At 63.2% G+C, this 20,186-nt stretch carries 18 protein-coding genes and 1 pseudogene; 9 read left to right on the plus strand and 10 right to left on the minus strand.

Translation table 11 applies throughout. The annotated features are described in order from the left end of the window. Positions 1 to 7: 7 nt before the first annotated feature. Entirely contained in the window at positions 8 to 550 is a 543-nt protein-coding gene (locus tag FHW75_RS17815) for a WYL domain-containing protein (RefSeq protein ID WP_019097824.1), read from the minus strand. A 119-nt stretch (positions 551 to 669) separates the two neighbouring features. On the opposite strand from FHW75_RS17815, the gene FHW75_RS17820 reads away from it, so the two are divergent. Then, complete coding sequence (locus FHW75_RS17820) at positions 670 to 954, plus strand: type II toxin-antitoxin system RelE/ParE family toxin (RefSeq protein WP_183674172.1); 285 nt, start codon at positions 670 to 672, stop codon at positions 952 to 954. 46 nt (positions 955 to 1,000) lie between these two features. Here FHW75_RS17820 and FHW75_RS17825 read toward each other — a convergent pair whose 3' ends face one another. After that, a complete protein-coding gene (locus tag FHW75_RS17825; RefSeq protein ID WP_019097822.1) occupies positions 1,001 to 2,425 on the minus strand; it encodes a PLP-dependent aminotransferase family protein in 1,425 nt (474 codons plus the stop codon). A 325-nt stretch (positions 2,426 to 2,750) separates the two neighbouring features. Between FHW75_RS17825 and FHW75_RS17830 the strand changes: the two genes are divergently transcribed. Further along, positions 2,751 to 4,163 (plus strand): amino acid permease, encoded by a 1,413-nt coding sequence (locus FHW75_RS17830; RefSeq protein WP_019097820.1) that lies wholly within the window; start codon positions 2,751 to 2,753, stop codon positions 4,161 to 4,163. A 3-nt stretch (positions 4,164 to 4,166) separates the two neighbouring features. Here FHW75_RS17830 and FHW75_RS17835 read toward each other — a convergent pair whose 3' ends face one another. Continuing rightward, positions 4,167 to 4,346, minus strand: coding sequence for a hypothetical protein (locus tag FHW75_RS17835; RefSeq protein WP_025752729.1), 180 nt, complete (start codon positions 4,344 to 4,346; stop codon positions 4,167 to 4,169). Between the two features lie 184 nt (positions 4,347 to 4,530). On the opposite strand from FHW75_RS17835, the gene tam reads away from it, so the two are divergent. Next, the gene (gene tam / locus FHW75_RS17840; RefSeq protein WP_019097818.1) at positions 4,531 to 5,313 is read left to right on the plus strand and encodes a trans-aconitate 2-methyltransferase; all 783 of its coding nucleotides are present in this window, start codon (positions 4,531 to 4,533) and stop codon (positions 5,311 to 5,313) included. Here the strand turns inward: tam and FHW75_RS17845 are convergent. Together FHW75_RS17845 and FHW75_RS17850 are read right to left on the minus strand one after the other, a co-directional pair. Then, entirely contained in the window at positions 5,303 to 5,674 is a 372-nt protein-coding gene (locus tag FHW75_RS17845; RefSeq protein WP_183674174.1) for a DUF2784 domain-containing protein, read from the minus strand. The two genes, tam and FHW75_RS17845, sit on opposite strands and share 11 nt — an antisense overlap. Before the next feature lie 65 nt (positions 5,675 to 5,739). After that, a complete protein-coding gene (locus tag FHW75_RS17850) occupies positions 5,740 to 6,609 on the minus strand; it encodes a LysR substrate-binding domain-containing protein (protein ID WP_025752728.1) in 870 nt (289 codons plus the stop codon). Between the two features lie 243 nt (positions 6,610 to 6,852). On the opposite strand from FHW75_RS17850, the gene FHW75_RS17855 reads away from it, so the two are divergent. The 5 genes from FHW75_RS17855 to FHW75_RS17875 all read left to right on the plus strand — a co-directional run bounded on the left by FHW75_RS17855 (position 6,853) and on the right by FHW75_RS17875 (position 12,974). Next, entirely contained in the window at positions 6,853 to 8,169 is a 1,317-nt protein-coding gene (locus FHW75_RS17855; RefSeq protein ID WP_019097816.1) for an MFS transporter, read from the plus strand. Between the two features lie 14 nt (positions 8,170 to 8,183). Next, complete coding sequence (locus FHW75_RS17860; protein ID WP_027614995.1) at positions 8,184 to 9,575, plus strand: FAD-dependent oxidoreductase; 1,392 nt, start codon at positions 8,184 to 8,186, stop codon at positions 9,573 to 9,575. Between the two features lie 97 nt (positions 9,576 to 9,672). Next, positions 9,673 to 10,383 (plus strand): YebC/PmpR family DNA-binding transcriptional regulator, encoded by a 711-nt coding sequence (locus FHW75_RS17865; RefSeq protein ID WP_019097814.1) that lies wholly within the window; start codon positions 9,673 to 9,675, stop codon positions 10,381 to 10,383. A gap of 152 nt (positions 10,384 to 10,535) precedes the next feature. Beyond that, entirely contained in the window at positions 10,536 to 11,480 is a 945-nt protein-coding gene (locus FHW75_RS17870) for a LysR family transcriptional regulator (protein WP_183674176.1), read from the plus strand. A gap of 81 nt (positions 11,481 to 11,561) precedes the next feature. Then, positions 11,562 to 12,974 carry a DOPA decarboxylase gene (locus FHW75_RS17875; protein WP_183674178.1) on the plus strand — a complete coding sequence of 471 codons (1,413 nt, stop codon included), beginning with the start codon at positions 11,562 to 11,564 and terminating at the stop codon, positions 12,972 to 12,974. A 35-nt stretch (positions 12,975 to 13,009) separates the two neighbouring features. On the opposite strand, the gene FHW75_RS17880 is transcribed toward FHW75_RS17875, so the two are convergent. Continuing rightward, positions 13,010 to 14,383 carry an MFS transporter gene (locus tag FHW75_RS17880; RefSeq protein WP_016711199.1) on the minus strand — a complete coding sequence of 458 codons (1,374 nt, stop codon included), beginning with the start codon at positions 14,381 to 14,383 and terminating at the stop codon, positions 13,010 to 13,012. Between the two features lie 288 nt (positions 14,384 to 14,671). On the opposite strand from FHW75_RS17880, the gene quiC reads away from it, so the two are divergent. Beyond that, the gene (gene quiC / locus FHW75_RS17885; RefSeq protein ID WP_183674179.1) at positions 14,672 to 16,579 is read left to right on the plus strand and encodes a 3-dehydroshikimate dehydratase QuiC; all 1,908 of its coding nucleotides are present in this window, start codon (positions 14,672 to 14,674) and stop codon (positions 16,577 to 16,579) included. A 29-nt stretch (positions 16,580 to 16,608) separates the two neighbouring features. On the opposite strand, the gene FHW75_RS17890 is transcribed toward quiC, so the two are convergent. The 4 genes and pseudogenes from FHW75_RS17890 to FHW75_RS17900 all read right to left on the minus strand — a co-directional run bounded on the left by FHW75_RS17890 (position 16,609) and on the right by FHW75_RS17900 (position 20,180). Then, positions 16,609 to 17,277: a bifunctional 2-polyprenyl-6-hydroxyphenol methylase/3-demethylubiquinol 3-O-methyltransferase UbiG gene (locus FHW75_RS17890; RefSeq protein WP_183674181.1), complete on the minus strand. Its 669-nt coding sequence runs from the start codon at positions 17,275 to 17,277 to the stop codon at positions 16,609 to 16,611. 87 nt (positions 17,278 to 17,364) lie between these two features. Beyond that, positions 17,365 to 17,460: pseudogene (locus tag FHW75_RS26845) on the minus strand (diguanylate cyclase); the annotation flags it as partial. A 49-nt stretch (positions 17,461 to 17,509) separates the two neighbouring features. Then, a complete protein-coding gene (locus FHW75_RS17895; protein WP_019097809.1) occupies positions 17,510 to 18,838 on the minus strand; it encodes a TolC family outer membrane protein in 1,329 nt (442 codons plus the stop codon). 1 nt (position 18,839) lies between these two features. Beyond that, a complete protein-coding gene (locus FHW75_RS17900) occupies positions 18,840 to 20,180 on the minus strand; it encodes an HlyD family type I secretion periplasmic adaptor subunit (protein WP_016711195.1) in 1,341 nt (446 codons plus the stop codon). Positions 20,181 to 20,186 lie beyond the last annotated feature (6 nt).

Genomic DNA, 20,186 nt, shown 5'->3' on the forward strand with positions numbered 1-20,186 from the left:
GCGCCGGTCAACATTCGCCATCGTGCAGCGCCAGGCTCTGGCGCAACTGTTCCAGCATGGCCACGCGCAGCACGTGGGGCGCATGCACCCGGATCGAACCGGCCTGGGACAGCAGCCAGGTCATCAGCGCGCGGTTGTCGTCGACGCTCGCCTGCAGCGTGGCACCGCCATTTTCTTGTGGCGTCAGTTGCATATCCGTAGACAGTGGCTGCGCTTCCAGGCGCCGGGCCAGTACGTCATCGACCCAGGCGTGCAGTTCAATGCGCGGCGGCGAGACAAGTACGTCGGGCTGCAAATGTTGTGCTTCGTTCAGGTCCAGGCCCGGTTGCCAGTACCAGCCGTAAGGTATGCCTTTGCTGTTGCATTGCAGTGGGAACAGCGCAGCGAGCTCGACCAGGTCGCGCTCAACAGTGCGTTTGCTGGTGGTATGCCCCACGGTCTTCAGGGCGGCCTGCAACTGGGTGGAGCTCATTCCCGGGTGGCGGCCGGGCAGTAACTTGAGGAGCTGCCACTGGCGGGCGATGGTATGGCGGGTGGGGTGGCTGGGCAAAGGGCTCGTCCTTGAAGCAGGCGCCAAACCTGTCGAGTGATGGCGTATGGCTATTGCCTCAGCATACCCTTTTGCTGAATGGGATCCAAGTTTTCGGTCGAGGCATTCAGTGTCTCTGGATGACCTATAAGCTAGAATTTCTCCCTTCGGCATTAAAGGAGTGGAGCAAGCTTGGCCACACTGTGCGTGAGCAGATCAAGAAAAAACTCGGCGAGCGTTTACAATCGCCCAAGGTACAGGCCGATGTGCTGCGTGACTTGCCGAACCACTACACAATCAAGCTCAGGGCCTCCGGGTATCGCCTGGTGTATCGGGTTGAGGACGAGCGAATCGTTGTCGTAGTGGTTTCGGTTGGTAAGCGCGAGCGCAGTGGGGTCTACCCTGCGGCTCAAAGCGTTAGATGATGGCACGCTGGTGCATTCACAATATGCTCAGCGCCCGCCATACACACTACACCCCACCCCGTCGCACATGCTTCACCAGCACCTTCTCCAGCAGCTCCCACATCGCAGGCTCCGTGCTGAACGCCACATTGAACCGCATCCACCCGGTCGCCTTGGCATCCACCATGAACAACTGCCCAGGCCCAAGCATGATGCCTTTCTCCAGCGCATCATCCAGCAGCGCCGCGCTGTCCGGAATGGCCGGGTGGCGGGTCCAGATGTACATGCCTTCATCCGATTCGATGAACAGTTCAAAGCCCAATCGATGCAAATGCCGGCCAACTTCCTGATGCGCCTCGGCCAGGCGTTGGCGCAGGCGCTTGAGGTGTTTGCGCCAGCGGCCGTCGATGATCGCGGCGTACACCACGCGCTCCATCACCTGTGAGGTGGTCAGGCCCGAACGCATCTTCAGGTGCAACAGTTTCTGCATCAGCTCGGGGTTGGCCAGCATGTAGCCGACCCGCACGTTGGGCGAAATGCTCTTGGAGTAGCTGCCCACGTACACCACCTGCTGCAGGTGGTCGAGGCTGGCCAGGCAGGGCTGCGGTTCGGCGACCATGTCGGCGTACAGGTTGTTTTCCACCAGGCGGAAGCCGTGCTGGCTGGCCAGTTGCAGCAAACGGTGCAACTGCGGCAGCGGGGTGCGGGAGCAGGTCGGGCTGTGCAGGTGCGGCTGGGTGAAGAACGCGGTCGGGCGGTGGTGGGTGAGCAACTGCTCCAGTTGGTTCAGGTCGTAACCGGCCGGGGTGCGTGGCACGCCGATCAGTGTTGCGCCCTGGGTGCGCAGAATGCTCATCAGGTTGGGGTAGCCAGGGTCGTCCACCAGCACCACATCGCCTGGGCGCACCAGCGTGCGGGCGGCCAGGTCCAGGGCCTGGCTGGCGCCGTGAGTGAGCATCAGTTGCGCAGGGTTGGCGACGATCGACAGCTCTTGCTGCAGGTTCTGCGCGGTCAGTGCACGCAGCTCCATAAGGCCCATGGGGTCGCCGTAGCCTGACAATTCCAGCGGGCTGCCGGCCACCTGGCGCAGGCCGCGACGCAGGCCGTCTTCGTACATCCAGTCGTTGGGCAGCCACCCGCACCCCGGTTTGTACGGCAACTGGCGGATTTCGAAGATCTGCTGCAGGTACCACTCGGAGTTGAACGTTGGTCGACTGGTATCAGCCTCGGCGTTGTGCGTGTCCAGCAGTTCGCCCGCCGCGCGGTTGACGAAGAACCCCGCATTGCCACGGCTTACCAGCAGCCCTTGGGCGACCAGGCGGTCGTAGGCCTCGACCACGGTGAAGGTGCTCACCGAATAGCTCGCGGCAAAGGCGCGGATCGACGGCACCTTGGCGCCTGGCTTGAGGGTCTGGTTATCGATCAGCTCGCGCAGCCCGTCAATGATCTGGTTGACCAGCGGGGTTGAGGAGTCTGGATGTAATTCGAACATTCGGGGCCTTCAGGGTGCGTATCGCCTGGCGTTTGCAGGGTGTACTGCATGGGCGACCTGTACAGTGCAGTGCGAGTTTCATGCCACTGTGCATGGCTCTCTGCGTCGGACATTTTTACATTAGGTGTCGGATATCGCCACATAAAGCATGTTCAGTTCGCCCCAGGCAGCCGCCCTGGGGCGCGTCAGCAGGCCGCCATGGAAGGCCTGCGTGTGTTCGTTCACACCTTCCTGCCCGCATTAGCACTGATGTACAGGTGAAACCGCCAGCCATCGGGGTTTCACGGTTTTCCTTGGATAAAAAGAAGCACGGGGTACACAACTGATGGACGCAACATCCACAACCACCACCGCGAAAAGCGGGCACGAGAGCAAGCTCAGTGCCTCGCTGAAGTCGCGCCACCTGACGATGATGTCCATCGCCGGGGTTATTGGCGGCGCCTTGTTCGTCGGTTCCGGCAGCGTGATCCACAGCGCCGGCCCAGCCGCTGTCCTGGCCTACCTGGCGGGCGGCATCCTGGTGGTACTGATCATGCGCATGCTGGGTGAAATGGCGACTTCCTCGCCAGACACCGGCTCGTTTTCCACCTACGCCGACCGCGCCATCGGCCGCTGGGCCGGTTTCACCATCGGCTGGCTGTACTGGTGGTACTGGGTCATCCTCATGGCCTGGGAAGCCTATGTGGCGGGCAAGATCCTGCATGGCTTCTTCCCCGACGTCAGCGTCAACGTGTTCGTGCTGGCCACGACCCTGTTGCTGATCACCGTCAACTTCTTCAACGTCAAACACTACGGTGAGTTCGAGTTCTGGTTCGCCTTGATCAAGGTGATCGCGATCGTCTGTTTCCTGATCGTGTGTACCGCTGCCGTGCTGAACGTCTGGCAGTTCGGTGAAGTGCGTGGCATCAGCCACCTTACCGCCGAAGGCTTCATGCCCAATGGCATCACCACCGTGATCGGTGCCTTGCTCGGGGTGATGTTTGCCTTCCTGGGTGCTGAAATCGTTACCATCGCTGCTTCCGAAGCCAAAGACCCGGCCGCACAGATCGTCAAGGCCACCAACTCGGTAGTCTGGCGTGTGTGCCTGTTCTACGTGGGTTCGATCTTCCTGATCGTCTGCCTGGTACCGTGGAACGACCCGCACCTGGGCGTTTCCGGCTATGGCGCCTACCGCCGTACCCTGGAGCTGCTGGGCGTGCCGTATGCCGAGCTGCTGATGAACTTCGTGGTGCTGACCTCGGTGAGCAGCTGCCTGATCTCCGGCCACTACACCGCTTCGCGCATGCTGTTCTCCCTGGCCCAGCGTGGCGATGCGCCGTCGTTCTTCAAGATTACCCGCGCCGGCACCGGTGTACCGGTATACGCGATCATGGGTTCGTGCGCCGTGGCCGTGGTGTGTGCGCTGATCAACTTCAGCGAGACCCTGCGCCCGAAAGACGTACTGGAAACCCTGATGAACACCACCGGCATGATCGCCCTGTTGGTGTACCTGGTCATCGCCTTCTCGCAGCTGCGCATGCGCCGCAAGCTGATTGCCGAAGGCAAGGAAGTGCGCCTGAAGATGTGGCTGTTCCCGTGGCTGACCTACCTGGTGATCGCGTTCATCGTGGCAGCCCTGGTGACCATGGCCTTCATGCCTGACTACCAGATCCTGGTGATCTCCACCGGTATCGCTGCGGCGATCGTAGTGGCGATGGGTGTGGTGCACCAGATCCGTTCTGGCAGCAAGCAGCACTAAGCGTCACTCGCTTTTCGAAACGGCCGGCTCCCCTGGGGACCCGGCCGTTTCGCGTTGCTGGGCCTGGGCTTTTTCTGCGGGCATGTGGAAACGCTGGTTCATCCAGGGCGAGCCGAGCAGGGCGGCGGCGGCAATCAGGGCCAGGATGGCGAGGGCGATGTAGGTTTTCATGGGTGTGCGCATAAATGGACTGACTTCAAGCATAGGTGGTCAGTTCCGGCCTCATCGCCGGCAAGCCAGCTCCCACAGATACTGCACCAACATCAGGCTCTGCGCCGTACCTGTGGAAGCTGGCTTGCCGGCGATAGGGCTCCTACAGTCGGCAGATGGCATATGCTAGACACATCGCCCGCCCAAGGAGCCCGACATGGCTTGGTCCGCCACCCAGTATTCCCTGTTCGAAGATGAACGTACCCGCGCTGTGCGCGACCTGCTTGCTGCCATCCCGACTCCGCCGCGTCCGGTGCGCCACGCTACCGACCTGGGCTGCGGCCCGGGCAACTCCACCGAAGTGCTGCTGCAACGTTACCCCGATGCCCAGGTAACCGCCCTGGACAGCGACCCGGACATGATCGACAAGGCCCGTGAGCGCAAACGGTTGTGCATCCCCCGGGTACGCACGGCCGTCGCGGACATTGCCGGCTGGTCCGCCCCGGAACCGCAAGACCTGATCCTGGCCAATGCCTCGCTGCAGTGGGTACCCGACCACGCTTCGCTGTACCCGCACCTGGTGCGCCAGCTGAGCGAAGGCGCCAGCCTGGCCGTGCAGACCCCGGACAACCTTGACGAACCGGCCCACCGGCAATTGCGCGAGATTGCCAGCCAAGGCCCCTGGGCGGCGAAGTTCGCCGATTTCCAGCTGCCACCACGGCACAGCGCAGCGTTCTACTACGACCTGCTCAGCCCACTGTGCGCGAGGGTGGATGTGTGGCGCACCACCTATCACCACCCGTTGCCGGGTGGCGCCGAAGCGGTGGTGGAGTGGTTCAAGGGTTCGGCCCTGCGACCTTATCTGGCCAGGCTTGATGAACAGGAGCAGGCCGACTTCCTGCAGATGTACCTGCAGGCCATGCAGCGAGACTACCCACCGGCCACCGATGGCAAGGTACTGCTGCCGTTCCCGCGCTTGTTCGTGATCGCTACCCGCTAGGGTGGCGACAGCGCCAGGCCACGTAACTGTAAACGCCGAGGTTGAGCAGCAGCACAACGCAACCCAGCAGCAGCTGAATGTGCGGCGTCAGCCCGGCGGGGTAGATCAGCAGCCAGATATAGTGCTCGACGAAACCGCCTTGGTAGCCTGCGTCACCGGCCGCGCTACGCATGCGGTTTTCCCAGGTGGTGAGCGGGCAGCCCAGGTGCAGGCATTCCACCGCAAGGCCCCAGGCCAGGGCTGGCAAGTGGACGAGCAGGGCGGGGCGCCACTTGAGCACCAGCAGGCCGCCGAACAGCACCAGCAGAATGAAGGCCAGGTGCAGCAGGACCAGGGTGTCGGCGGCAAGGCGGTAGAGCATGGGCAGTGTGCCTAGGTTGAATTTACCCCAGCATAGTTGGTTGCCTGTTCTGGCCTCTTCGCGGGCTACATCCCTTCCTCGACCATCTGCAAAAAGGTCGCCACCACCCGTCGCGTGCGCTGTTCGCTAAGGCAAACCAGCGTCTCGGTCAAATGCCGTTGGCAATCCACAATCGGCAGCGCACACACCCGCGCATCGGCGCCAAACTCTGCCGCCGACACCACCCCCACGCCAATCCCCACCACCACCGCTTCCCGCGCCGCCTCGCGGCCTTCCACCTGGATCGCCGGGCGAATCCGCAGCCCGGCCCGCTGCATTTCTTCTTCCAGGGTCTGGCGCGTCACCGAGCCAGGCTCGCGCAGCACCAGCGGTGTGTCGTCCAGGTCGGCCAGGCTGATCGAACCACGGCTGGCCCACGGGTGGTGGTGGGAAACGAACGCCACCATCGGGTCGCGGCGCAGGGGCAGGCAATGCAGCCGCTCATCGTCCACATCCCGGCCCAGCAGCGCCAGGTCGGCCTGGTAGCTGAACAGCCGGGCCAGTGACTCATCGGTGTTGCCGGTCTCGATTTTCACCTGGATGCCCGGGTAGCGCTGGCAGAAGCGAGCGATCTGCGGCAGCACGTGCACCGGCGCATCCACCGCCAGCACCAGACTGCCGGTGTGCAGGGCACGCGAATCCTGCAGCAGGTCATGGGCTTCGGCTTCGCAGGCGAACAGGCGCTGGCTGATGCCCAGCAAGCGCTCACCGAGGTCGGTCAACTGCACCGAACGCTTGTTGCGGTGGAACAGCAAAACGCCGAAGCGTTCCTCCAGCTTGCGCACCTGGTCCGACACCGCAGGCTGGGTAAGAAACAGCTTTTCTGCCGCGCGGGTAAAGCTGCCGTGCACGGCCACCGCATGGAAGGCCTTCAGTTGTGCGTGGGAAACCGACATGACCACCTCAGTAACAAGCTGAGCTTATGTGTGAAATACGATAAATCGATTTTATTTATCTTAGCGCAACTGTTTCCATGCATGTCAGCCCGACGCTGGCACCACGAATGCCGCCAGGGCCATGGTGCCCACACGGTGCCATCTGACCCGATGACAGCCTCGTCATCGCTGTGCGTAACACAAGAACAAGACAGGCGTTTCTTCACATTCTGCCGGCACACTTGAGCAAGAGGTCAGACGTACATGAATCAATCACTAGCCGCGTTCAAACGCTGGCGCATCCAGATTTTCGCCATCACCTGGCTGGCCTACGCCGCCTTCTACTTCACCCGTAAAGCCTTCTCGGTGGCCAAGCTGGGCATCGCCGAAGACCCCAACTTCATGCTCGACAAGGCCGCCATGGCCAATCTCGACGCCATCTACCTCGCCGCTTACGCCGTGGGCCAGTTCACCTGGGGCATGCTCGCCGACCGCTTTGGCCCGCGTGTGGTGGTGCTGGGCGGGTTGCTGATTTCCGCCGTGGCGGCGGTGGTGATGGGCAGCTACGCCACCTTCCCGATCTTTGCCACCTGCATGCTGGTGCAAGGCCTGGCGCAATCCACCGGTTGGGCCGGGTTGTGCAAGAACATCGGCAGCTTCTTCCCGGCTTCGCAGCGCGGGCGGGTACTGGGTTTGTGGAGTTCCTGCTATGCCTTCGGCGGCCTGGTGGCTTCGCCGTTCGCGGGTTGGTGGGCCTACACACTGGTCGGCACCTGGCACGCGGCGTTCTTCTCCAGTGCCGCCGTGGTGGCGCTGGTGGCCGTGCTGTTCTTCATCCTGCAGCGCAACAAACCTGAAGATGTCGGCCTGCCGGCGGTAGAGCCCGAGCCGCAGAGCATGGCCCCGGCCGGCAACCTGTGCAGTGTGTGGGCGCCGCTGAAAGAGATCCTGCGCAACCGCACCGTGCTGACGCTAGGCCTGGCGTACTTCCTGCTCAAACCTGCGCGCTACGCCATCCTGCTGTGGGGGCCGGTAATCGTTTTCGAGCAGATGCCTTCGGTGGGCAAGGTGGGTGCGGCAATCATCCCGACCGCCTTTGAACTGGCCGGGCTGCTGGGCCCGATCATCATTGGCCTGGCCTCCGACAAACTGTTCGGCGCCCGCCGCATGCCGGCTTGCGTGATCAGCCTGGTGTTGCTGACGGTGACCCTGGCGGCCTTCATGGCGGCCATGCACACCGGCAGCGTGATGCTGGTGGTGGCGTTGCTGTTCGTCATGGGCCTGACCCTGTACGGGCCAGATTCGATGATCAGCGGCGCGGCGGCCATCGACTTCGGTACTGCCAAGGCCGGTGCGACAGCCGCGGGCTTCGTCAACGGCTGTGGCTCGGTGGGGGCGGTGCTGGGTGGGCTCCTGCCGGGGTACTTCGATGGTGTCACGGTGTTCATCGTGTTCGCCGGCTGCGCGCTGTTCTCGGCGTTGGTGCTGCTGCCGCACTGGAACAGCCGCCCGGCCAGCACTCCGCAAAGCGCTGACGTGGCACCGAATACCAGCATGGCAATCAAGCCACTGCGTACCTAAAGGAAAGCAAGCGAATGAGACCCTTCTGGCTGCAACAGGCCCTGGATTCGGCGCAGGAGGCGGTGTGCCCACCGCTGCAGGGCGATACCCGTTGCGATGTGTGCATCGTCGGCGGCGGCTACACCGGCCTGTGGACAGCACTGATGCTCAAGGAGGCGGTGCCGGCGCTGGATATCGTGCTGATCGAAGCCGATATCTGCGGCGCCGGCGCCAGTGGCCGCAACGGCGGTTGCGCATTGTCCTGGTCGGCCAAGTACTTCACCCTCGAACGCCTGTTCGGGGTGGCCGAGGCGGTACGCCTGGTGCGCGAGTCGGAGCGCAGCATCGGTGATATCGGTACGTTCTGCGCGGCCAATGGCATCGACTGCGACTACCGCCTGGATGGCACGTTGTACACCGCCACCAACGCCGCTCAGGTCGGCGCCACCGATGCAGTGATCGCGGCGCTGGAGCAGAAGGGCATCAACTCGTTTCGCCGCCTGCCGCTGGACCTAGTCCAGCGTCTGGCGGGTTCGGCAAGGCACCTGGAGGGCTGGTTCTCGCCAGCTGCCGCCACGGTGCAGCCGGGCAAGCTGGTGCGTGGCCTGCGCCGGGTGGCGTTACAGCGCGGCGTGCGCATTCATGAAGGCACGGCCATGAGTGGCCTGGAGCACGGCGCCCCGGTGCAGGTGCGCACGGCCCATGGCACGGTGCGCGCCGACCGCGTGGTGTTGGGCCTCAATGCCTGGATGGCGCGGGCTTTCCCGCAGTTCGAGCGCAGCGTGGCGATCGTTTCCAGTGACATGGTAATCACCGAGCCGTGCCCCGAGCTGCTGCGCGAGATCGGCCTGGACAGCGGCATCAGCGTGCTCGACTCGCGCATTTTCGTGCACTACTACCACAACACCTCCGATGGACGGCTGATGCTTGGCAAAGGCGGCAATACCTTTGCCTATGGTGGGCGCATGCTGCCGGTGTTCGACCAGCCGTCGCCATACCGGCCGCTGCTGCGCGAAAGCCTGGGCGGGTTTTTCCCGGCCTTGGCCGAAGTGCCGCTGGCGGCCAGCTGGAACGGGCCGTCGGACCGCTCGGTGACCGGCTTGCCGTTTTTTGGCCGGCTGGACGGGCAGGGCAACGTTTTCTATGGCTTTGGCTATTCGGGCAGTGGTGTGGGGCCTTGCCATATGGGCGGGCAGATTCTGTCGTCGCTGGCGCTGGGGCTCGACAACCCTTGGACCCGTTCGCCGCTGGTCAAGGGGCCGCTGGGGCTGTTCCCGCCCGAGCCTGTGCGCTACCTGGGTTCGCTGATGGTGCGCAATGCCATCCGCCGCAAGGAGCGCGCCGAAGACCTCGGCATGCGGCCGCGACGGCTGGATGTGCGCCTGGCGCGGTTTGCCGCGGCAGCAGGAAAGGCCGATAAAGGCTGATGAGATTTCTTGTCGATCCCATGCGTGAGGGCGTATAAAATGCACCCACTTTTGGCCGGTCGCTTCCTGAACCGGCCGCTGAAACAAGAGAGTCGACATGGGCGCACAGTGGAAAGCCAAACATAGAGAAACAGCGGCCAATGCCAAAGGCAAGGTCATGGGCAAGCTGTCCAAGGAAATCCAGATCGCGGCCAAGTCGGGCGCCGATCCTGATATGAACCCGCGCCTGCGCCTGGCCATCGTGCAAGCCAAAAAGGCCTCGATGACCCGCGAGACGCTGGAGCGTGCGATTCGCAAGGGCGCGGGCCTGGATGGTGATGCCGTGCAGTACCACGCCGTCAGCTACGAAGGCTTTGCCCCGCACCAGGTGCCACTGATCGTCGAGTGCCTGACCGACAACGTCAACCGTACCGTCGCGCAAATCCGCGTACTGTTCCGTAAAGGCCAGCTGGGTGCCAGCGGTTCGGTGGCTTGGGACTTTAACCACGTCGGCCTGATCGAAGCCACTCCGGAAGGCGATGCCGACCCGGAAATGGCAGCCATCGAAGCCGGCGCCCAGGATTTCGAGGAAGGTGAAGAAGAGGGCTCGACCCTGTTCATTACCGACACCACCGACCTGGACGCGGTACAGAAGGCCCTGCCGGAGCATGGCTTCACCGTGACCTCGGCGAAGATTGGCTACACCCCGAAAAACCCGGTGAGTGCGGCCAGCCTGAGCGCTGACGCATTGGCTGAGGTGGAAGCGTTCCTCGAGGCGATCGACGAGAACGATGACGTACAGAACGTGTACGTTGGTCTGACTGACTGATCTGCTTTTCAGGGGCCGCTTTGCGGCCCATCGCGACACAAGGCCGCTCCTACAGGGACCGCGCAGGCCATGGGCAGGTGCGGTCCCTGTAGGAGCGGCCTTGTGTCGCAAACGAGGTCGAAGCCCTCGCCTGCGGTCTGGAGCCGAACCCGATGAACCCCACCTTCGCCTCCCTCAGCCTCGCCCACCTGCGCACCCTCGACTACCTGCTACAGCTGAAAAACCTCAGCCACGCCGCCGAGCGCCTGGGCGTCAGCCAGTCGGCTCTGAGCCGCCAGCTGGCCCACCTGCGCGAAGCCTTCGACGATCCGCTGCTGGTACGCCAAGGCCGCGGCTACGTATTGAGCGAACACGCCGAAGCCCTTGTCGAACCCCTTCGCCAGGTGCTCGAAGAACTACAGGCTCTGCGTCAGCCCGCAGTGTTCGACCCGGCACGCTGCGAGCGGCGTTTCTGCCTGGCTGCTTCGGACTACGTGGCCGAGCACATGTTGCCGCTACTGGTGGCCGCGCTGGAGCGTGAAGCACCGGGCGTATCGCTGGAGTACCGTACCTGGCAGGCCGGCCAGTACGCCTTGCTGGCCAGCGGCGAGATTGACCTGGCCACCACCCTGTTCGACGAGTCGCCGCCCAACCTGCACGGGCGTCTGCTGGGCGAGGACCGCGCCGTGTGCCTGATGCGTCACGACCACCCCCTAGCTGCCCATGCCGCACTCAGCCAGGCCGATTACCTGGCGCACAAGCATGTGCGTATTTCCGGCGGCGGCGACAAGGACAGCTTCATCGACCGCCACCTGCGCGCCCAAGGCTTGCAGCGGCGGGTCAGCCTGGAAGTGCCGTTTTTCTCCGCTACTGTGCAGGTGATCGCCAACAGCCAGGCCGTGGCAACCGTGCCCGAGCACATTGCCCGGCAACTGTGCCGCTTGCATGATCTGGCCTGGCGGCCGCTAGGTTTTATCGACCACAGCCAGCGCTACTGGGTGGTGTGGCACCAGCGCCTGCAGGCCTCGGCCGAGCACCGCTGGTTGCGCAACCGGGTGTTCGAGCTGTGGCGACAGTCGCAGTTTGGCGTGCAGGGTGGGCATGCGGGTTTACCATAGCTGGTATGCGCAAGGCGGGGTTATTCGCGTCGGCACAGGTGCCTAGACTGGGGGCAGTGGAAAAACCACAGGAGCCCCCACGTGACCCCCGAACAATTTCGTCAGTACGGCCATCAATTGATCGACCTGATCGCCGACTACCGCCAAACCGTCGGCGAGCGCCCGGTCATGGCCCAGGTTGAACCCGGCTACCTCAAGGCTGCCTTACCCGCAACGGCGCCCCGGCAAGGCGAACCCTTCGAGGCCATCCTCGATGACGTCAACCAGCTGGTCATGCCCGGCCTGTCCCATTGGCAGCACCCGGACTTCTACGGCTACTTCCCCTCCAATGGCACCCTGTCTTCCGTGTTGGGCGATTTCCTCAGCACCGGTTTGGGCGTGCTGGGTCTGTCTTGGCAATCCAGCCCGGCACTGAGCGAGCTGGAAGAAACCACCCTCGACTGGCTGCGTCAGCTGCTGGGCCTGTCTGGCCATTGGAGCGGGGTGATCCAGGACACCGCGTCGACCAGCACCCTGGTGGCGCTGATCAGTGCCCGTGAACGCGCGACCGACTACGCCTTGGTACGCGGCGGCCTCCAGGCCGAAGCCAGGCCTTTGATCGTGTATGTCAGTGCCCATGCCCACAGCTCGGTAGACAAGGCCGCGCTGCTGGCAGGTTTTGGCCGCGACAATATCCGCCTCATCCCCACAGACGAACATTACGCCTTGCGTCCAGAGGCCTTGCGGGCGGCGATCGAGCAGGACCTGGCTGCAGGCAACCAACCTTGCGCGGTCGTGGCCACCACTGGCACCACGGCCACCACCGCCCTTGACCCGCTGCGCCCGATCGGTGAAATCGCCCAGGCCCATGGCTTGTGGCTGCATGTGGACTCGGCCATGGCCGGTTCCGCGATGATCCTGCCTGAGTGCCGCTGGATGTGGGATGGCATCGAGCTGGCCGATTCGGTGGTGGTCAATGCGCACAAGTGGCTGGGTGTGGCCTTCGATTGCTCGATCTATTACGTGCGCGATCCGCAGCACCTGATTCGGGTGATGAGCACCAACCCCAGCTACCTGCAATCGGCGGTGGATGGCGAGGTGAAGAACCTGCGTGACTGGGGCATCCCGCTGGGCCGACGGTTCCGCGCGTTGAAGCTGTGGTTCATGCTGCGCAGCGAGGGCGTTGACGCATTGCAGGCGCGGTTGCGGCGCGATCTGGACAATGCCCGATGGTTGGCGGGGCAGGTTGGGGCGGCGGCTGAGTGGGAGGTGCTGGCGCCGGTGCAGTTGCAGACCCTGTGCATTCGCCATCGGCCGGCAGGGCTGGAAGGGGAGGCGCTGGATGCGCATACCAAGGGGTGGGCCGACCGACTGAATGCTTCTGGCGATGCCTATGTGACGCCAGCGACACTGGATGGGCGGTGGATGGTGCGGGTTTCGATTGGTGCGCTGCCGACTGAGCGAGGGGATGTCGAGCGACTGTGGGCGCGCTTGCAGGAAGTGGTTGAAGGTTGAAAGTGCCGGGGCCGCAACGCGGCCCCGACAATCTGTCAGTGGCTCACTGCCTGAAAGCTACCTTTACGGCTAGCCTCGTAAGCATCCTTTTCCATCGGCTTGGCATCCGGGTTACCCAGGTCTTCCATCGCCAGGCGATGGGTTTCCGGGGCAATGTAGGCCGCCAGGGCGCACACGCAGGTAATGAAGAACGCCAGGCTACCCACCACCAGCGGGATGTTGTCCGAGCCAGGCGGTGCGACCAGGGCGAACAGCGCTGGCAGCATGGCGGTCAGCATGGTGCCGATGTTCTGTGCGATGGCCATGGCCGAAACGCGGTAGCGGGTGTGGAACAGCTCTGGGTAGAAGCTTGGGAACACCGCGTTGTAACCCTGGTAGACCATGCCCCACATGATGATCGATGCGGCGAACGCCATGGGCACGTTCTGGATGCTGATTGCGTACAGGTAGACGAACGCCAGCAGGCCAGAGCCCAGGCAACCGGCGATCATGGTCGGGCGACGGCCGATCTTGTCCGACAGGTTACCCACGAACGGAATCACCAGCACCGCGACGATGTTGCCGACCACCGGGATCCACAGGTACACGCTCTTGTCGAAGCCGATGCCATAGGCTGGCTGCACCGCGTAGGCCGCACCGAAGATGGTGGCCACCACCGGGATCACGTTCATCAGGGCCATGAACATCACCAGCACCATGTGCTTCCAGCTGTGGCGGAAGGCCTCGCTGATGGGCGACTTGGCAACCTTGTCCTGCTTCTCTTCCTTCACGAACGCCGGGGTTTCGTGCACTTCCTTACGGATGATGAAACCGGCAATCAGCACGATGGCGCTCATCAGGAACGGAATGCGCCAGCCCCATTCGGTGAAGGCTTCGCTAGGCATGAAGTAGGCCAGTGGCAGGAACACCGCCGCGGCCAGCACCTGGCCAGCCTGCACGCCTTGCAGGGTAAAGCTGGCGTAATAGCCTCTTCGGCCGAATGGCGCGTGCTCCATGATCATGGAACTGGCACCGGAAATTTCCCCGGCCACGGCAAAGCCCTGGATCAGGCGCAGCACCACCAGCAAGGCCGGGGCGAGGTAACCGATGTCGTGGTAGGTGGGCAGCAGGCCGACGGCCATGGTCGACAAGCCCATCAGGAACATGCACAGCAGCAGGACGTTCTTGCGCCCGCGAGTGTCACCCCAGTGGCCCAGTACGAAGGCACCGACCGGGCGCGCCAGGTAGCCCACGCCGTACGTGGCCAACGAGGCAATGATGGCCATTTTCGGGTCGGTATTGGGGAAGAAGATCTGCGGGAAAATCAGCGCAGCGGCCTGGGCGTAGATGAAGAAGTCGTAGTACTCGAGTGCCGAGCCTATCCATCCACTGGCGGTCGCTTTTTTGGCTTGCGAGCTGGAGTGAGCCATCGTTGTCTCCGTTGTTATTGTTGTTTGCGCAGGTTCCGCCATCGGTTCACCAAGGCAGGAGGCAGTGGTCGGTGTGCCTGCGTCTGGGTCTCATGTTGACCGCAGGGCCAGCGGTCTAGCAATTCGCTAAATTGGGTTTTGTGCGATAATCGAACGCAAAACTAACCATTCCGTACAAAGAGATTGAAGCGGCGACTTTACCTGCGAATAATCGATCGTGCCATAAACTGTGACAGTGGTTTTTACCTGACTGGCACCGTCATTTTCTAACAACAAGGAACTCCCGCCATGCAGCGTTCGATCGCTACCGTGTCCTTGAGCGGCACCCTGCCGGAAAAGCTCGAAGCCATCGCCGCCGCCGGTTTTGACGGCGTCGAGATCTTCGAAAACGACCTGCTCTATTACGCCGGCAGCCCGCGCCAGGTGCGCCAGATGTGCGCTGATCTTGGCATTGCCATTACCCTGTTCCAGCCGTTTCGCGACTTTGAAGGCTGCCGCCGCGACCGGCTGCAGAAAAACCTCGACCGCGCCGAACGCAAGTTCGACCTGATGCAGGAGCTGGGCACCGACCTGGTGCTGGTGTGCAGTAACGTCCAGGCCGATGCCCTGGGCGAAGAGCAGTTGCTGGTCGATGACCTGCGCCTGCTGGCCGAGCACGCCGGCAAGCGCGGCCTGCGCATTGGTTACGAAGCGCTGGCCTGGGGCCGCCACGTCAACACCTACCAGCAGGTGTGGAACCTGGTGCGCCAGGCCGACCACCCGGCCCTCGGGGTGATCCTCGACAGTTTCCATACCTTGTCCCTGAAGGGTGACCCCAGCGCGATCCGCGACATCCCCGGTGACAAGATTTTCTTCGTGCAGATGGCCGACGCGCCGATTCTGGCCATGGATGTGCTGGAGTGGAGCCGCCACTTCCGGTGCTTCCCGGGGCAGGGTGAAATGGACATGGCCGGCTTTCTGGCGCCGATCCTCGCCACCGGTTACCGTGGCCCGCTATCGCTGGAAATCTTCAATGACGGGTTCCGCGCTGCGCCGCCACGGCAAAATGCCGCTGATGGCCTGCGCTCGCTGTTGTACCTCGAAGAGCAGACCCGCCTGCGCCTGGAACAGGAAAACACGCCGATCGAACCTGGCGTGCTGTTCACCCCGCCAGCGGCGAGCACCTATGACGGTGTGGAGTTCCTCGAATTCGCGGTTGACGAAGCTGTTGGCGCGCGTCTGGCCAGTTGGCTGAAGCGCCTGGGTTTTGCCGAAGCCGGCAAACACCGCAGTAAAGAAGTGCAGTTGCTGCGCCAGGGCGATATCAACATTGTGTTGAACGCCGAACCGTATTCCTTCGGCCACAACTTCTTCGAGGCCCACGGCCCGTCGCTGTGCGCCACCGCGCTGCGGGTCAAGGACCAGCAAGCAGCCCTGAAGCGCGCGACTGCCTACCGTGGCCAGCCGTTCCGGGGCTTGGTCGGCCCTAACGAATGTGAAGTACCGGCGGTGCGTGCCCCGGATGGTAGCCTGCTGTACCTGGTAGAACAGGGCACTGCCGGCCAGACCCTGTACGATACCGATTTCAGCCTGGACAAGAGCGCCACCGCCACCGGTGGCCTGCGCCGCATCGATCACATGGCCCTGGCCTTGCCGGCCGAGTCGCTGGACAGCTGGGTGCTGTTCTACAAGAGCCTGTTCGATTTCGCCGCGGATGACGAAGTGGTGCTGCCCGACCCATACGGCCTGGTCAAGAGCCGCGCGCTGCGTAGCCAGTGCGGCACGTTGCGCTTGCCGCTTAACATTTCGGAAAACCGCAACACCGCCATCGCTCATGCGCTGTCCAGCTACCGCGGTTCGGGCGTGCATCACATCGCCTTCGATTGTGACGATATCTTCCACGAAGTGGCGCGCGCCAAGCTGGCTGGTGTGCCGTTGCTGGAAATCCCGCTGAACTACTACGACGACCTGGCAGCACGCTTCGATTTCGACGACGAGTTCCTCAGCGAGCTGGCGTATTACAACGTGCTGTACGACCGCGATGCCCAGGGCGGCGAGCTGTTCCACGTGTACACCGAACCGTTCGAGGAGCGATTCTTCTTCGAGATCATCCAGCGTAAGGGTGGCTATGCCGGTTACGGCGCGGCCAACGTCGCGGTGCGTCTGGCCGCCATGGCCAAAGCCCGCAGCGGGGCGGCGCGCAAGCCTGTGCTCTGAAGCTTGAGCTGTGTGGGGGCTTGAGCGCCTCAAGGGCGCTCAGCCACCATCAACAATGACTCCGGCATCGCACTCTGCGGGTGCTGCGGCTCCTGCAGGCTGACCAGCCGCAACCCCGCCATGTCCAGTGCATTCAGCCAGCTGGCCAGGGTACGAAAATACCAGGGCATTGGCTGCCAATCCCCGGCAAACCCGGCAAATGACTCCTCCCGCCAGCCATCGTGATAGTCCCCACCCGCCATGCTCCAAGGGTGCAGCGTCTGGATCATCAGCGCACCGCCAGGCACCATTAGGTCGTGCATCGCCGCCAGTAGCGGAATGATGTCCTGGTGCAACAACGCAAAATTGGCACAGATCAGGTCATAACCTTTGCCTACGTAGACGTGGCCCTCGGCCAACTGCGCATAGCTGGCCAGGTGCACCTCGGCCGAGCCCGCAGCCTGCGCGGCATCCACCAATGTCCTGTCACCGTCGACACCCACCGCTTCGATCCCGCGATCACCCAGGGCGCGCAGCAGCCAGCCCTCACCGCAGCCCAGGTCCAGCACCCGTTCGGGCTGGCGGCCAAGAATGGCCAGCAGGATCGCCTGGTCGGTGACCTGGCGGCGGCTTTCGATGGCGCCGCTGCGCACGGCGCCGATCCAGGCTTGCGCGTTGTGCTGCCAACTGTCGAGCAACGCGTTTTCAGGGTTGAGCATGATGATGGTCCTTTCTTGATCAGCCGGCTGCGGTCCTCTGTCGCTTGACCTGGTAGCTGTTTCCATCCGCGTGTCTCAGCAACAGGCATGGCGGTTGCGGGAGTCGTAATGGGGCTGCCCGTTCATCACCTTTGCAAGCGACGGGCGGGTGATGGCCAGGTCGTCCGGGTGCATGCAGTCGGTGAATAGCCTGACGTCAATAAACCGGCCACCGCTACCGTGTGTGCTCCGATCAATTGCTTACCATCAGTTCCGGCCCCAGGTAATTGTTGATCTGTTCGATGTCGTCATCACCCAGGCTACCCACCGACGAGGCCAGCCGCAGCCGTGACATCAGGTAGTTCAGCTTCGCCTCGAACAGGTCGTGACGGGCGTCGTACAGCAACTCTTCGGCATTGAGTACATCCGAGTTGGTGCTGGTACCGCCTTCCTTGAAGCCCTTGCGGGTGGAGGACAGCGAGCGCTCGTTGGAAGCCACGGCCTTTTCCAGCGCCTGAATGCGCAAGGCACCACTCTGCACACCGCGGTACTCGCGGGTGGTGTCGGAAATCACCTCCTGGCGTGTTGCGTCCAGCTCGTCCAAGGCCTTTGAGCTGTTGGCGCTGGCCTGGCGAGTAAGGGCGCTGGTGCTGCCACCGCTGTACAGCGGAATGTTCAGCTCCAGCCCGATCGAGCTGTAGTGGTTACGCTGGTTGATCTCGGAAATCGACTGGCTGCTGCCGGCGGTGTAGCCGGCCACGAAATCCAGTGTTGGCCAGTGCCCGGCGCGGGCACGTTTCACTTCTTCTTCGGCCAGCTCGTAGCTGTGCCGGCGTGCATGAATCAACGGGCTGTCTGCCTGGGCCTTGACCAGCCAGTCCTGCAGGTTGCCTGGCATCAGCGGCGGTGTACTGAAGCCTGGCTGCAAGGTGGTCAGAGACTGTGGGGTTTCACCAATGTACTCCTCCAGCTTGCGCCGGGTATTGACCAGGTTGTCCTGGGCGTCGATCAGGTCGGCCTCGGCCAGGTCGCGGCGAGCGACCGACTCGTCGACATCGGTGATGGTGCCAGCGCCCAGTTCCTTGCGGCGCTTCGCCGAAGCCAGTTGCTCTTCGAAAGCGTTCAGCTTGGCTTTGGCCAGGGTGATGGTTTCGCTGGCCAGCAGCACGTCGAAGTAGGCGTCGGCCAGACGTACCGCGGCGTCCTGGCTCTTGGCATCGAACACCGCCACGCTGTAGTCGGCCCGTTGCTGGCCCTGGCGGTACTCGGCCATCTTCTGTTTGTTGAACAGCGGTTGGCGCAGGCGCACGTTGGCACCTTTGGAGTCATAGTCCAGGTCGTTGTCCTGGCCATTCTGGCGCTGGCTGCCATTGACCCTGTTGAAATAGGCCGAAGCGTTGATCTGTGGCAGCAAGCCAGCTTCGCCGATAGCGCGGTTTTCGCTGCCGGCCTGTTTCTCATGCACGGCGGCCTGGTAGATCGGGCCCTGGTATTGCAACAGGTCCCACGCTTGCTTCAGGTCCATGGCACTGGCCTGCACGGCAACCCCCAGCAGGCACAACATCAGGCACGGGCGTTTCATGTCATTGCTCCTTGAACGCGGCGTCGACGCGTTCGAGCATGGGTTTGAGCAAGTAGCTGAGCAGGTTGCGCTCGCCGGTCTTGATGGTGACGGTGGCGGGCATGCCGGGGCGGATGTGGTTGCTGCCCAGCAGGCCCATGCCGGCGGGCGTCACTTCCACCTGGGCCAGGTAGAACGGCTGCTTGCTTTCTTCGTCGAGCAGGCGGTCGGCGGAAATGGTCTTCACCCGCCCCGGAATGTTCGGCGTCTGTGCGTGGTTGAAGGCCGGGAAGGCGATGTCCACGTCCAGGCCCGGCACCATCTTGTCGATAGCCTGCACCGGGATCATTGCGTCTACCTGCAGGGGCTGGTCGAGTGGCACCACCTCCATGATCTTGGCACCGGGCTGGATGATGCCGCCGACCGTGGCAATGCTCAGGCCCTGGACCATGCCATCGATCGGCGAGCGGATCACCGTGTGGGTCACTTCGTAGTCCAGTGCGCGCAAGCGGTCGGCCAGGGTGGTGTTTTCCTTGGCGGTGTCGGTCAGTTGCGATTCCACTTCTTTCAGGTAGTCGTGCTGGCGCTGCAGGATGCGCAGCTTGATCTCGGTGGCCTGGCTGCGTGCCCGGGCTATGTTGTTGAGGTTTTCTGCCTGGCCGGCGGACAGGTCGGCATTGCTGCGCTCCAGCTCCAGCAGGCGGTTGCGCGGTACGTAACCTTCGGCGGCCAGCACCCGTGTGCCTTGCAGTTCCTGGTTGAGGAAGCCGATCTGTGAGGCGCGGGCACCGTACACCTGCTGCAGGCCCTTGAGCTGCACCGCCGAAGCGGTGAGGTTTTCCTCAAGGATGCTCAGTTCCCCCGCCAGGCCGGCGCGGCGGGTGTCGAGCAGGCGCTGTTGCAAGTCCATGGCGGCCAGCAAGCGAGGGTCATTGGCGTAATGCTGGAGCAGGGCAGGGTCGAAGGTGACCGTGTCGCGGCCGTCGCGTTCGGCTTCCAGGCGGTTTTCCACGGTTTTGCTGACGATGTACTGCGCGCTGAGCGCGCCTTGCTCAGCGACTGCGCGCAGGGCGTCGAGCCGCACCACTTCCTGGCCTTTTTTTACCAGATCGCCTTCGCGCACCAGGATCGCCTCGACCGTGCCGCCGGTCAGGTGCTGTACCGCCTTGCGGTTGCTGGTGACCTTGACCGTGCCGGTGGCTACCACGCCTGCGTCCAGTGGCGCCAGGCAAGACCACAGCAAGAAACCGCCAAAACCGGCAATCACCATCCATACGCCCCAGCGTACTGGCCGGGCCGCATCCAGGTCGATCAGGTTCTTGGCTTCGGCGGGGATCAACTCAGCGTGTTGAGTCATCTGCATGATCGG

Origin of the sequence: Pseudomonas sp. OG7 (genome assembly GCF_014192825.1) — a bacterium.
GTDB lineage: Bacteria > Pseudomonadota > Gammaproteobacteria > Pseudomonadales > Pseudomonadaceae > Aquipseudomonas > Aquipseudomonas monteilii.